Origin of the sequence: Erythrobacter dokdonensis DSW-74, assembly GCF_001677335.1 — a bacterium.
Classification (GTDB): Bacteria; Pseudomonadota; Alphaproteobacteria; order Sphingomonadales; family Sphingomonadaceae; genus Erythrobacter; species Erythrobacter dokdonensis.
In genome coordinates, this window is record NZ_LZYB01000003.1 from 138,932 (window position 1) to 151,760 (window position 12,829).

Annotated in this window: 11 protein-coding genes; 6 read left to right on the plus strand and 5 right to left on the minus strand. The window is 66.0% G+C overall.

Going from position 1 to position 12,829, the window contains the following annotated elements:
• Nucleotides 1-16: 16 nt before the first annotated feature.
• From I603_RS07130 to I603_RS07140, 3 genes are read left to right on the plus strand one after another with little or no spacing between them, the layout of a single operon-like run.
• Nucleotides 17-931, plus strand: a complete 915-nt coding sequence (locus I603_RS07130) for a BamA/TamA family outer membrane protein (protein ID WP_068863568.1) — start codon at nucleotides 17-19, stop codon at nucleotides 929-931.
• Nucleotides 921-2,069, plus strand: coding sequence for a 7TM domain-containing protein (locus I603_RS07135; RefSeq protein ID WP_068863570.1), 1,149 nt, complete (start codon nucleotides 921-923; stop codon nucleotides 2,067-2,069). The genes I603_RS07130 and I603_RS07135 overlap by 11 nt, the downstream gene beginning before the upstream one ends.
• A 7-nt stretch (nucleotides 2,070-2,076) precedes the next feature.
• On the plus strand, nucleotides 2,077-2,985 hold the full coding sequence (locus tag I603_RS07140) for a sugar-transfer associated ATP-grasp domain-containing protein (RefSeq protein WP_158093628.1): 909 nt from the start codon (nucleotides 2,077-2,079) through the stop codon (nucleotides 2,983-2,985).
• Here I603_RS07140 and I603_RS07145 read toward each other — a convergent pair.
• The 3 genes from I603_RS07145 to I603_RS07155 are packed head-to-tail and all read right to left on the minus strand — an operon-like array spanning nucleotide 2,982 to nucleotide 5,806.
• Nucleotides 2,982-3,551, minus strand: coding sequence for a GDYXXLXY domain-containing protein (locus I603_RS07145; RefSeq protein ID WP_068863574.1), 570 nt, complete (start codon nucleotides 3,549-3,551; stop codon nucleotides 2,982-2,984). The two genes, I603_RS07140 and I603_RS07145, sit on opposite strands and share 4 nt — an antisense overlap.
• On the minus strand, nucleotides 3,548-4,699 hold the full coding sequence (locus tag I603_RS07150; protein WP_068863576.1) for a DUF2157 domain-containing protein: 1,152 nt from the start codon (nucleotides 4,697-4,699) through the stop codon (nucleotides 3,548-3,550). Before I603_RS07150 ends, I603_RS07145 begins: the two co-directional genes overlap by 4 nt.
• A 42-nt stretch (nucleotides 4,700-4,741) precedes the next feature.
• Nucleotides 4,742-5,806 carry a substrate-binding domain-containing protein gene (locus tag I603_RS07155; protein ID WP_068863578.1) on the minus strand — a complete coding sequence of 355 codons (1,065 nt, stop codon included), beginning with the start codon at nucleotides 5,804-5,806 and terminating at the stop codon, nucleotides 4,742-4,744.
• Nucleotides 5,807-6,037: 231 nt separating this feature from the next.
• Between I603_RS07155 and I603_RS07160 the strand changes: the two genes are divergently transcribed.
• Nucleotides 6,038-7,759, plus strand: a complete 1,722-nt coding sequence (locus I603_RS07160) for a GGDEF domain-containing protein (protein WP_232305283.1) — start codon at nucleotides 6,038-6,040, stop codon at nucleotides 7,757-7,759.
• Here I603_RS07160 and I603_RS07165 read toward each other — a convergent pair.
• Nucleotides 7,756-8,154, minus strand: coding sequence for an acyl-CoA thioesterase (locus I603_RS07165; RefSeq protein WP_068863582.1), 399 nt, complete (start codon nucleotides 8,152-8,154; stop codon nucleotides 7,756-7,758). The two genes, I603_RS07160 and I603_RS07165, sit on opposite strands and share 4 nt — an antisense overlap.
• Nucleotides 8,151-10,370 (minus strand): S9 family peptidase, encoded by a 2,220-nt coding sequence (locus I603_RS07170; RefSeq protein ID WP_068864111.1) that lies wholly within the window; start codon nucleotides 10,368-10,370, stop codon nucleotides 8,151-8,153. Before I603_RS07170 ends, I603_RS07165 begins: the two co-directional genes overlap by 4 nt.
• 134 nt (nucleotides 10,371-10,504) lie before the next feature.
• Between I603_RS07170 and I603_RS07175 the strand changes: the two genes are divergently transcribed.
• Together I603_RS07175 and I603_RS07180 are read left to right on the plus strand one after the other, a co-directional pair.
• Nucleotides 10,505-12,313 (plus strand): aminopeptidase P family protein, encoded by a 1,809-nt coding sequence (locus tag I603_RS07175; RefSeq protein ID WP_068863584.1) that lies wholly within the window; start codon nucleotides 10,505-10,507, stop codon nucleotides 12,311-12,313.
• Between the two features lie 75 nt (nucleotides 12,314-12,388).
• Entirely contained in the window at nucleotides 12,389-12,775 is a 387-nt protein-coding gene (locus tag I603_RS07180) for a VOC family protein (protein WP_068863585.1), read from the plus strand.
• The last annotated feature ends 54 nt before the right edge of the window (nucleotides 12,776-12,829 follow it).

Consider the following 12,829-nt stretch of genomic DNA (forward strand, 5'->3'; position numbering starts at 1 on the left):
TACGGGGGCTAACCAGATGAACCACTTGTTGCGCGCTTGGGTCGCATTGCTGTTTGCCGGTCTGTCCGTGCTCACCGCTTCGCCTGTCTCGGCGCAGGACGATAGCTGGAAGCTCGAACCCGATGCGCGGATCGAGGTCTCGGTGCTGAGTGCCCAGACCACAACCCGCGACGAGGACCTGGTGATCGACGGCGAGGCCATCAATCTGCGCGGGCAGGTCGGGGTCGCGCTCGAGAAAGGCGATACGCGCTTTCGTATCGAGGCCGACCGGATCGAGGTGATCCGTATCGGCGAAGGGCGCAACAACATCGCCCGCGACCGCTTCACCGCGACCTTCGAAACGCCGGTTGGCAAGGATTTCGACCTTCGCCTGATGGCGCGCCACTATGATGACGTGGTGACGGTCGAAGCTGCCGATACCGACGAATGGCAGGGGGCCGCCCGCATAACCTTCGAGCCGCGCCGCGAGCACCGGGTGCGGATCGAGGGCAGCTGGCGGGAACGCGACTATGCCAACGGACCGCTCGCCGAGACCAGCGGCGAAGGCCCGCGCGTCGATGCCCAGTATCGCCGCCGTTTCGGCCGCTATCACTACCTGCAATTCGACCTGCGCGCCGAAAGCATCGAATCCGATGATCCGCGCCGTGGCTACGAACGCGAATCCGCAGGGGTTGCCTATACCCGTCCGATCACGCCGGACCTGCGCGTGCGCCCGGCACTTGAAGTCATCAAGACCCGTTTCGACGGGCGGCTTGCCCCCGAAGGGCAGCTGCGCCGCGACCGGCTGGTCGTGCCCGAGGTCGAGCTGCTGTGGTGGCCGGGCCAGTGGCGGATCGAGGCCGAAGCGAAATATATCTTCTTCGATAGCAACGAGCCTGTGCGCGAGCGTGAGGGTTACCGTCTGACGCTTTCGGTCGGGTATGCGTTCTAGGCTGTTTTCCCAGTTCTGCCGCATATGGGAGCGCGCGACCCCGCAGGTCAGGCGCCCCTTCTATGTCGGGCTTGTTGTCGGCGCGATCATTATCGCGCTGGTGGTGCTGGGCATCGCCAATACCGAGATATTCTTCGCGCTGCCCTCCTCGTTCAATGGGGTCGCGACGTCGCAGGCGGTCTGGGGCCTGAAGCCGTCCAACCTGTTGATGGTGCTGCCGCTTGGCGCCTTCCTGGTGGTGCTCGCGCGCAGTTTCGTGGGCCTCAAGGCGTTCGGCCTGTTCACGCCGATGCTGATCGCGCTGGCGTTCCTCCAGATCGGGCCGGTGATGGGGCCGGTCGTGCTGTGTTCCTCGGTGCTGGTGGGGATGATCGTGACCCCCACCCTGCTCAAGCTGCGCATGACCCGCGTCGGTTTTCTCGGGGTGCTGATCTCGCTGATCGTGCTGGTGCTGGTCGCCCTGCAATTGCTGCTCGACACCCGGCTGCAGGTCGATGCCTTCCCGGTGATCGTCTGCGCGCTGTGCGTCGAACGCTGGTGGAAGCAGTGGGGCAAGGACGGCGCCAAGGCGGCGGCGAAGATGGCATTCAACACCTTCATCCTTGCGGTGGTGATCGAATTCGTGATGGTCAGCGACTTCGCCATGGCCTTCATCGAATGGTCGCCGCTGCTGATGCCGGCCTTTGCTGCCGTGGCGATCGGCGTGCTGGGGCGCTATCGGGGCCTGCGCCTGTCGGAAATCCACCGTTTCGCGCCGATCTGGCTTGAACGCAGACGCAAGGCGAAGGCGCTGGTGCTGCCCGAAGGCGTCACGGAGGACCGGCGCAAGGGGCTGCCGGATACGCGGCGTGTACCTGCGGCAGAGCCTTCCGCTGCCCCGGCCCGCACGGCAGTGCCCGATCCTGTCGCGATTGTCGCCAGCGAGCGCGCGCCGCCGCTATCGGGCATGTGGGTCATCAATTCGCGCGCGGATCTGAAACGGTTCGCGCGAAGGCGCGTCCCGCAGGCAACAGGTCCCGTCGTTCCCGACCGAGAGGCTCAGTTCGAGCCTCGCGTTGGCGCGTCCGGTGCGCCCGCGCCCGGCTGGCGGCCGCCGATCCACAATGCCTGGATCATCCGCAAGGTGGAGGACGTCTGACGTGTTCATGAACTTCCGCAGGAGCTTTGCCGGCAAGGTGCGCGAGCTCGATCCCTTTGACGAGATCCTCGGGATAAACATGCGCAACGCCCTGATCGCCAAGTACAACCCGCGCCACGCGATCGAGCGCGCGCGCGACAAGGTGGCGGCCAAGGTCGCGCTGGAGGCGGCCGGGATTGCCTGCACCGGCACGGTGGCGGTGATCGACGACCACCAGAAGCTCGGCAATTTCCGCCCGAGCCGCGACATGCCCGATGCCTGGGCGATCAAGCCCGCGCGCGGATCGCAGGGCGACGGCATCCTGCTGGCCGTCCGGCGCGAGGGGAACACGTGGTTCAAGGGTTCGGGCGCGCCGCTGACCGAGGACACGGTGATGCATCACATCCAGAAGGTCGTCGACGGGGGCTTTTCGGGCGATTCCGCCGCCGAGGATGCGGCGCTGATCGAGCCGCTGATCATCGCCGATCCGGCGCTGGCGGGGATCGTACCCGAAGGCCTGCCCGATCTTCGCGTCATCAGCCTGCACCACACCCCGCTCATGGCGATGGTGCGCCTGCCGACCAACGAAAGCGATGGCAAGGCCAACCTCCACCAGCGCGCGATCGGGGCGGGGATCGACATGGAGACCGGCCGGATCACCCGCGCGGTGGTGAAAGGCACGCCGATCACGCACCACCCCGATACCGGCGTCAACCTGATCGGCTTCGAGATTCCGGGCTGGAAGCGCGTGCTCGAACTCGCCTCGAAATGCGGCCCTGCGGTGGGGCTGGGCTATTGCGGGGCGGATATCGTGCTCGACGTCAACGAAGGCCCGCTGGTGATCGAGGTGAACGCGCACCCGGGGATCGAGATCCAGAACATCTGCCAGGATGGCCTGAAGGCCCGGATCGCCGCGACGGGCGAGGACTTCAGCTAGGGCGCGTCCATGATCGCCGGGACAGGCGGTTCCTCCCTCGGCGCATCGCGCGCTGCCCGCTCTCCGGGGGTAAGCGGGCGGAAGCGGATGGCGACGGGCGTGAAGCTGCCGTCCTCGCGCTGGCGGATCGTCACGATCCCGCGCTGTTCGGTGTCGCGCAGCTGGGCATCGACCATCGCCGCCTTGTACTGGTCGAGATAGAGCCTGCCGCGTTCGAGGCTGGTCATGCCGTAGATATGGTCCGCCTCGGCGCGCAGCGGGTGCGGGCAAGCGGCAAGCTCTGCCGCGCTTGCTACCGGCGTGGCGCGAACAAGCCGCGGCGCATCGCCGGACAGGCACAGGAACATCAACCCGCTTTCGTCCGCATCGCCAGCGAGCGGCCAGTCATAGGTGAATTCGACATAGTGCCCGCGCAGGATGTCGCGCGGGTCGTAGCCCATGATCGGCACCTCCCACTCTGTGCCCGTGTTGTAGGTCTGGTGGCTCTGCCCCCACAATGCGGCAAGGCCGAGCGCGGGCAGCAGCACTGCGGCAAGGCGGACGATCGAGTGCATGGGGCGGATCATGCCTCGCTCTCCCCGCGCGGAGCGAAGGTCTTCGAAACGCGCACCGCGCCCCATGCCACGCCAAGGATCAGGAAGCCCGACAGGATCAGCCCGAAGCCGCTCGCCAGCAGGTCGCCCGCCAGCTCGAAGCTGAGGATGATGAGCCGCATCGCGATCACGCCGACGGCAAGCTGGAACACCCCGCGCCAGTGCGCTGCAAGCGCGGCGGCGGCGATGCCGGCCCACAGGGCAAAGAACAGCGCGGCGGCCGGAACGGTCAGGTCCTCGAGCGCATGGGCGAGCGGCAATACAAGTCCCGCCCCGGCGATGATCGCGCCTGCCATCCGCCCCGAAATGCCCGGCCGTGCGAGCATGACGCCCAGACCCGCAAGCACGCCAACCGCTCCGCGCAGCGCCATGGCTGCCATGCCCAGCAGGCTTGCTTCGCCGTTATAGCCCCCGCCGCTTGCCAGACCGCAGGCCAGCGTTCCACCGCCGACCGCATAGGCCAGTGCCAGCTGTTCGAGCCGCCGCCAGAAATCGGGCCGGGCGCTGCGAGCGCGCTGCCAGGCGGCGAGCGGCGCAAACAGCACCGGCGCGGCGGTGACGGCGGCGAGCCACAACCGCATCGCGAAGCCCGGGTCGCGTGCCGCGAGCCAGCCGGTGCTCGCAGTGGCATATTCCCACGCACACCACCCCGCGCCGCCAACCACCGCCATCGCCGCCGGCCAGCTGCGCCCCATTAGCAGCAGCAGCGGCGCGAACAGCGCCAGCCACACGCCGAGCGGCTGCCATAGCGGCGAGGATGTCTGGTAGACCTGCCCGATATGGCCGAAGAAGGTGAGGCCCAATGCGGCGGTGACGAAGACCAGCGCCTCCACTGCCCAGGGCGAGGCCTGCGCCAGCCGCTCCTCGCGGGCGAACAGCGCGCCGAGGGCTGCGACAATCAGCGCCAGATGGACGCCGAGCCGCAGCTGTCCCGGAATCTCCTCCCAGTTGGCGGCGATGACGGAAACCAGCCCCAGCCCGATTGCCAGCGCGCCGATGCCGGACACCGCCCACAGGGCTAGCGGGCGGGCATGGTCGGCCTCGTAGGCGAGCAGGCGGTCGCGCGTCTCCGCGTCGATCAATCCGGCAGCGTGCCAGGCGGCAATCTTGCGGGCGCTCATGCCGGCAAGGCTAGCCTGCCGCGTGCCGACCGGCAATCGGGCTTATTCGGCGGCGAGATCCTCGCGCGTGAGGATGAGCTGGTCGCGCACCTTGGCCGCATTGGCTTCCATCGCTTCGGGAGGCATGGCGACCATGCCGATGCGGGCCAGCGGGCCGTCCTTGTCCCAGCTCTTGACCCATTCCTCCATGAACGCGCCGAGGCCCGGAATGGCGCGCATATGTGCCTTCTTGACATAGACATAGAGCGGACGCGCGCCCGGATAGGCGAAGCTGGCGATGTTATCGTAGGTGGGCTGCACGCCGTTCATCGGCAGGCCCTGCACCTTGTCGGCGTTCTCTTCGAGATAGGAGAAACCGAAGATGCCGACGGCCTTCGGATTGCTCTCGATCTTCTGCACGATGAGGTTGTCCTGCTCGCCCTGATCGACATAGCCGCCGTCGTCGCGCACTTCGGTGCAGACCTGCTTGTATTTGTTCTCGTCGCTTTCCTTGAGGGCGGCCATGTCCGGATTGGTCTTGCAGCCGGCTTCGAGCACCAGTTCCTTCAGCGCGTCGCGCGTGCCCGATGTGCTGGGCGGACCATAGACGAGGATCGGTTCGGCCGGCAGCGCCGGATCGACGTCGGCCCAGGTTTTCGCGGTCTGCTCCTTGCCATAGGGGTTGGCGGCAAGCGCCTCGTAGACGGTCTTGGGCGACAGGTTGAGCATGATGCCGCCTTTCGAGGAGGCAAAGGCGATTCCGTCGAGCCCGACCTGCAGTTCGATGATCTCGTCCACCTTGTTCGACACGCAGCGGTCGAATTCACTGTCCTTCATCCGCCGCGAGGCATTGACCATGTCGGGCGTATTCGCGCCCAACCCCTTGCAGAACAGCTGGATACCATTGCCCGTGCCGGTGGATTCGATCAGCGGCGAACGGAAATCGGTGTTCGAGCGGGCGAAGTTTTCCGCGACCAGCTTGGCGAAGGGATAGACCGTCGAGGAGCCGACAGCGTGCACCGAATTGCGCGCTCCGCCGCCGCCGGCACTGTCGCAGGCGGCAAGTGCGAGGGCGGAAAGCGCAAGGGTGGCTCCGGTGCGGGCGAGGGCGGAAATGGGACGCTTCATCACGGTTCCTGAAATGGGGGTACGAAAGCGCGCTAGGGCCAATTCATGACACGCTTGTGACTGGCATAGCGCCGCGATCCCACGCGGCCCTGCCGATGCCGCCCTTCCTCCCGAACCTGTCTGCCAAACCTATGAGTTTCGGGAACATTTCTACCGAAACCGGGATGGATAGCTTAACAGCATCGTAAGGCCTTTCGTGGTAACGGCGCGCGGATGGGACGATTGCGCCTCATGATCCGGCTCTGGATAGCGGCAGCACTGCTGGCGCTGGGCCTTGCCGTGCCCGCACTGGCGGACAACCATCACGCCCCTGCGGCCACTGCGCTGTGCCATGCCGTATCGGACGCGAACCGCCCCGCCGAAGCGATGATCGGGCGGGACGCGTGGAACTGTAGCGGTACCGGCTGGAAGGCCGATGCGCCGGTCGCCTGGCTGCGGTTCGATGCCGATGCATGGCAGACAGGGCCTGCGCCGCGCCATTTCGTCACCCGCACCTCGCGTCACGAACGGATCACGCTTTATGCGCTCGATGCCGGCGGCACCCTGCGCGCGCGCAGCTTTGCCGAAAGCGAAGGCACGCCCTTTGCCGCCGGCCCGGTGTTCCGCTTGCCTCTGCCTGTCATCACCTCGGAAACCGAGGCGGTGCTGGTGCGGATCGACCGACCGCATTCCATCCCGCTGCTGACCGAGGCAGCGCTGGTCCGGCATCCCGAAGATGCCGGGCGGTCGCTGTACGAGATGATGCTGCTCGCGCTGGTGCTGGGGATGCTGGTGCTGCCGCTGCTGTTCGACATCAGCTTCTATCTGGTCCTGCGCGAACGCTTCGTGCTGTTCCACGCCGCGATGGTGGTGGCGATGATGGGCTATGTGCTGTTCGCGGGCGGCGTGATTTCGGTGCTCGCGAGCCTGCCTGTGGCGTTGCTCGCGATCCTTGCGCCGCTGTGCTGGTCGACCGGGTGCGGCATGGCGCTGCTGTTCCTGAGCGAATTCCTTGAACGCGGCGCACTCTCGCGCGGGATGCGGCGGCTGACCTTCTGGACCGGGTGCTGGACGATCGCGGTGCCGGGCTTTTTCGCGTTCCAGTTCCATGCCACCCAGGCCTTCGACGATGCCGCCTATTTCTTCACCATCACCCCTGCCGCCGTGGTGGTTTCGGCCGCGCTGGTCCACGCGATCCTGCGCGGGAGCCGCTCGGCCAAATTCGTTGCCGTCGCATGGTTCCCGCTGATCCTGACCTCGATCGAACGGCTGATCCGCGGGCTTGGGGTCTATACGGGCCCGTCAAGCCTTGACCTGATGATGTTCATCGCCACCGGGGTCGAGGTGGTGGTGATCAGCCTTGCCATCGCCGACCGCTTCCTTGCGATCCGCCACGAACGCGACGCGGCGCTGACCGAGGCGCGGATGCTGGAGCAGATTTCGACCCGCGATTCGCTGACCGGGCTGATGAACCGCCGCGCGATCGAGGCGCGTTTCGACGAGCTGCTGGCGCAGGGCTTCGACACCTTCGCGCTGGTCGATCTCGACCGCTTCAAGGCGATCAACGACCTGCACGGCCACCAGGTCGGCGATGCGGCGCTGGTGGCCTGCGCCAATGCGATCCGCTCCGCCGGGGATCGCGACGCGATTGCGGTTAGGCTGGGCGGCGAGGAATTCGTGGTGCTGCTGCGCGGCGAGAACACGCTCCAGCGCGCCGAGGCCCTGCGGCAGGCAATACCGCTCAGGATCGCGCAGGATGTGCCCGGACTCGAGCTGCCCGTGACCGCGAGCATGGGGGTGATCGTGATGTCGCAGGCGCGGCGTCACAACATGCAGTTCGCCGAATTCTACGCCCGCGCCGATGCGCTGATGTATGAAGCAAAGGCAAGCGGACGCAACCGGCTCGCCTATGAACGCTTGACCGTGTTCAGCGATCCGCCCGCGCAGCGCAAGCGACGCGACAAGGCGGCCTAACCTTCTCGGAAGGGCGCGAGGATCTCGGGCCGCACCCGCGCCAGCCTGCCGCTGGCCCGGTCGAGCATCGCCCATGTCGTTGCCGCGCTGACCAGCCGCTTGCCGGAAGCATCGGTGAATTCCACCCGGCGGAGCGACTTGGCGCCTTGCGCCGGGCCTTCGATCCATGTCTCGGCGGTGACGCTCTCGCCCTCGGAGACGTTGCCGCGATAGTCGATCTCGTGCCGCACCACGACCCAGAAGAACGCCGCCCGATCCTCGGGCCGCGCGACTGCGTCCCAGTGGGCGGTGGCCATGTCCTGGATCCACTGCACCCAAACGGTGTTGTTGACGTGGCCGAGCTCGTCGATGTGCGCAGGGGACGCGACGAAGGTGCGGATGAAGCGGTTGGTCACTCCTTCGGTGCCATGCCCATCTGCCACAGGATGAAGGCGTATTCCTCCGCCGTTTCCTTCAGGCTGTTCCAGCGCCCGGACTGCCCGCCGTGGCCTGCGCCCATGTTGGTCTTCATCAGCAGCAGGTTGTCGTCGGTCTTCACCTCGCGCAGCTTGGCGACCCACTTGGCGGGCTCCCAATAGGTCACGCGCGGGTCGTTGAGGCCGGCGGTCACCAGCATCGGCGGGTAATCCTTGGCCACCACCTGATCATAGGGCGAATAGGACAGCATATAGGCAAACGCCGCCTTGTCGGTGATCGGGTTGCCCCATTCCTGCCATTCGCCCGGCGTCAGCGGCAGCTTCTCGTTGAGCATGGTATTGACCACGTCGACGAAGGGCACATGGGCGACCACCGCGCCATATTGCGACGGGTCCTGGTTGATCACGGCCCCCATCAGCTCGCCGCCGGCCGAGCCGCCGCTGGCGGTCACTTTCCCTTCCGCCGTATAGCCTTTCGCGATCAGGCCGCGGCCGACATCGACGAAATCGTTGAAGGTGTTGGTGCGCTCGAACAGCTTGCCCTGCAGATACCAGCGCCGCCCGAGATCATCGCCGCCGCGGATATGGGCGATGGCAAAGGCAAAGCCGCGATCGACGAGGCTCAATCGCGTGGTCGAAAAGCCCGGCGGGACGGCATAGCCGTAGGCGCCATAGGCATAGAGATGCAGCGGCCCCGGCCCTTCGATCCCGGCAGCTTTGAGGATTCCGGCGCGGTCCTTGCGCATTACGATGCTGACCGGCACCATCGTCCCGTCACGCGCCGCGATCATCAACCGCTCGGTGGTGTAGAGCGACTTGTCATAGCCGCTGGGGATTTCCTGCGTCTTGAGCGTCGCGAGCTTGCCGGTCTTCACGTCGTAATCAAACACCGTGCTGGGCGTCACCATGCTCTGGTAGGACAGCCGTAGCTTGCTCATGTCGTATTCGGGGTTGTTCGAAAGCCCCGCGGTGTAGCTCGGTTCGGGGAAGGTGACCGTGGTCACCTTGGCCGGATCGGCGTATTGGTGCAGCTGGATCTGGTCGAGCCCGCTGAGGCGCCCCTCGGTGACGAAGAAGTCCTTGAACAGGTCGAAATCGGTGAGGTAGAAATCGTCCGATCCCGCGATCACGGTCTGCCAGTTGCCCGGCGTCTTCAGGTCGGCCTTGGCGAGGCGGAAGTTGATGTGGTCATCATTGGTCAGCACCCACACTTCGCCCTCGCGGATGTCGACGCTGTATTCGACGCCCTTCTTGCGCGCCTTCACCAGAATCGGTGCAGCGGTCGGGTCGGCGGCGGGGACGAGGCGCACTTCGCTCGTCTCGTTGTCTCCGGTGGCGATGATCAGCCAGTCTTCCTGCGCGGAAAGCCCCGCGCCCACGCCGAAGGACTGGTCCTCCTCCTTGTAGAGCGTCACATCCTGCGCCACCGGTGTGCCGATCACGTGGAGCTTTGCCTCCAGCGTGCGCCATTCCTCGGTCGAGGGGCCATAGACCAGCGCGGTGTCGTTCTTCACCCACACCAGATCGCCGCGCAGGTTCTCGAGCACATCGGGCAGCAGCTCTCCGGTCTCAAGATCCTTGATCCGCGCGGTGTAGCGTTCCGATCCGTTGGTATCGGTCGAAAAAGCGAGATAGCGCCCGTTCTGGCTGATCGAGGCGGCGCCAAGGCGGAAATATTCGAGGTCTTTCGCCAGTTCGTTCTCGTCGATCAGCAGCTGCGGCTCGCCGCCCGCCACAGGCTTCCTGTAATGCTTGCGGTATTGCGCGCCTTCCTCGAACTCCGACCAGTAGATGTAATCGCCATCCTTCTGCGGCACGGTCGAATCGTCCTCCTTGATGCGTGCGCGCATCTCGGTGAACAGCGCCTCGGTAAAGGGGGCCTGCGCGGCCATATGCGCCTCGAAATAGGCGTTTTCGGCCTTGAGGTGATCGAGCACGTCTTTGTCGTCCACCACCGGATAGGACTTGTCGTAGAGCCAGTCATAGGGGTCTTCGATGGTGATCCCGTGGCGGGTGTAGCTGTGCGGCCGCTTTTCCGCGACGGGCGGCTTGATACTGGCGGAGGTCTGGGCAGCGGCGGCGGAAGAGGTGGTCACGTGAGCGGAATCCTGGCTGGTGGCGGCCATCGCGGCCGGTGCAAAGGTGGCGGCAGCAAGTGCGGTAGCAAGAGCGGCAGCGCTGACAAGTCTGGTCATCACGAGCGATCCCTTCTTCGTGGCGTCCACGCCGGCTGCGGGTGGAAAGTCGCCGTGCATGGGCCTATGATGGTCGTTGTAATGAGACATTATTGCACGGCAAGTGCCCGTGCCTTCACCCGAGGATCGACGAAATGCTGATGCAAACCCATGAGGCCCGCCTTGCCGCGCTGCGCGAGGAGCTGAAGCGGCGCGGGGTGGACGGCTTCATCATCCCCATATCCGATGAACACATGAGCGAATATGTCGGCGACTATGCCCAGCGGCTGCGCTGGCTGACCGGCTTCGGCGGCTCTGCCGGATTTGCCGCCGTCACGCTTACCCATGCCGCGATCTTCGTCGACGGGCGTTACACCGTGCAGGTGCGCGAGCAGGTCGATGGCAGCCTGTTCGACTACAAGTCCGTCCCCGCCGATACGCTGGCCGGCTGGCTGGCGCAGGTATGCGAAAGCGGGGCGACAATCGCTTATGACCCGTGGCTCCACACCTGGGCCTGGGTCGAAGCGCTGGAAAAGCAGGTGGAGCCCAAAGGCATCACCATGGTCCCTGCCGACAGCAACCCGCTTGATGCGGTGTGGTCTGACCGGCCCGCGCCCTCGGCCGCGCTCGCCATCGTGCATGACGAGACGCAGGCCGGCCGTTCCTCGGCCGACAAGCGCGCCGCCGTGGCCGACTGGCTGGTAAGCCACGGCCATGATGCGGTAGTGATCCCGGCGCTGGATTCGGTTGCATGGCTGCTCAACATTCGCGGAGCCGACGTGCCGCATACGCCGGTCGCGCTGTCCTATGTCGTTGCGCACAAGGATGGCAGCGCCGAACTGTTCATCGTGCCGGAAAAGGTCACGCCGGAACTCACCCGCCATCTCGGCAATGCGGTGACGGTGCGCGATCGGGCCGGCTTCGAGACCGCACTGGCGAGCGATTATGCGGGCAAGAGCGTTGTCCTCGATCCCGATTTCGCTGTGGTCGGCATCGCCCAGGCCCTGCGTAGCGGGGGCGCGACATTCGCCTTCAAGCAGGACCCCACGATCCTTGCAAAAGCGATCAAGAACCCGGTCGAACAGGCCGGCCACCGCGATGCGCAGGCGCGCGACGGCGCGGCAGTCGCCAAGTTCCTGCGCTGGCTGGAAATCGAGGCACCGGGGGGCGGGGTGGATGAATTGGCCGCCGCCGCCCGCTTGCAGGCCTTCCGCGAGGAAGACGCGGGGCTTAGCGATCTCAGCTTCGACACCATCTCGGCCGCCGCCGGTCACGCCGCCCTGCCGCATTACAAGGTCGACGAGGACAGCAATATCCCGATCCCGCCGGGCTCGATCTATCTGGTCGATTCGGGCGGGCAATATCCGGGCGGCACTACCGACATCACCCGCACCGTGTGGATCGGCCCGGGCGAGCCGAGCGCCGAGATGAAGGACCGTTTCACCCGCGTCCTCAAAGGCCATATCCAGATCGATCGCGCGGTGTTCCCGCAGGGCACGGTCGGCGGGCAGCTCGACGTGCTGGCGCGGCAATATCTGTGGGAGGCAGGCGTCGATTACGCCCACGGCACCGGCCACGGGGTCGGCAGCTTCCTTGGCGTCCACGAAGGCCCGCAGCGCATCGCCAAGCCTTCCGGCGGGCAGGCCGGCACCGGGCAGGAGCTGTTCGCGGGCATGATCCTTTCCAACGAGCCGGGCTATTACAAGCCGGGCGCATTCGGCATCCGGATCGAGAACCTGGTACTGACCGAGGAACGCGAGATCGCAGGACAGGAAGGCCGCTATCTCGGCTTCGAGACGCTGACCTTCGTGCCGATCGACCGCAAGCTGATCGACAAGGCGCTGTTGACCGCCAGCGAGATCGCCTGGGTCGATGCCTATCACGCCAAGGTGCGCGAGGTGCTGTCCCCGCGGCTGTCGGGCGATGATCTGGCCTGGCTGGAGCGCGAGACGCAGCCGCTCTGAGGCGCGCTTGTCGGATCATCGGTGTTCCTGTAATGTTCCACCTATCGCGAGTCGCGACATACGGGAGGAACCACAATGATCGGCTACGTCACCCTCGGCACCAATGATCTGCCGCGCGCTGCGGCTTTCTACGACGCGCTGGCCGCGCATTTCGGCGTCGGCCGGATGATGGATTTCGAAACCTTCATCGCCTGGGGCGAATGGGGCGGCGCGCCGGGGATCGCGGCGACTGTACCGTTCGACGGCCAGCCCGCCACGGTCGGCAACGGGGTGATGGTGGCACTGGAAGTGAAGACACCCGAAGATGTCCACGCGGTCTATGCCACCGCCATGGCCCACGGCGCGACCGACGAAGGCGCACCCGGCCCGCGCGGGGATGACGGGTTCTATGCCGCCTATTTCCGCGATCCCGACGGCAACAAGCTGAACGCGTTCTGCATGGTGCGGCCAGCCGGGGCTTGAGGCCTGCTCGCGCGGCGTCAGCGGGTGCCAGACCCCCGTTAGACCCCCGTTAGA

Coding starts and splice junctions, on each gene's coding strand:
- I603_RS07130 (WP_068863568.1), top strand. CDS start 17: ATGAACCACTTGTTGCGCGCTTGGGTCGCATTGCTGTTTGCCGGTCTG.
- I603_RS07135 (WP_068863570.1), top strand. CDS start 921: ATGCGTTCTAGGCTGTTTTCCCAGTTCTGCCGCATATGGGAGCGCGCG.
- I603_RS07140 (WP_158093628.1), top strand. CDS start 2,077: ATGAACTTCCGCAGGAGCTTTGCCGGCAAGGTGCGCGAGCTCGATCCC.
- I603_RS07145 (WP_068863574.1), bottom strand. CDS start 3,551: ATGATCCGCCCCATGCACTCGATCGTCCGCCTTGCCGCAGTGCTGCTG.
- I603_RS07150 (WP_068863576.1), bottom strand. CDS start 4,699: ATGAGCGCCCGCAAGATTGCCGCCTGGCACGCTGCCGGATTGATCGAC.
- I603_RS07155 (WP_068863578.1), bottom strand. CDS start 5,806: ATGAAGCGTCCCATTTCCGCCCTCGCCCGCACCGGAGCCACCCTTGCG.
- I603_RS07160 (WP_232305283.1), top strand. CDS start 6,038: ATGATCCGGCTCTGGATAGCGGCAGCACTGCTGGCGCTGGGCCTTGCC.
- I603_RS07170 (WP_068864111.1), bottom strand. CDS start 10,370: ATGACCAGACTTGTCAGCGCTGCCGCTCTTGCTACCGCACTTGCTGCC.
- I603_RS07175 (WP_068863584.1), top strand. CDS start 10,505: ATGCTGATGCAAACCCATGAGGCCCGCCTTGCCGCGCTGCGCGAGGAG.
- I603_RS07180 (WP_068863585.1), top strand. CDS start 12,389: ATGATCGGCTACGTCACCCTCGGCACCAATGATCTGCCGCGCGCTGCG.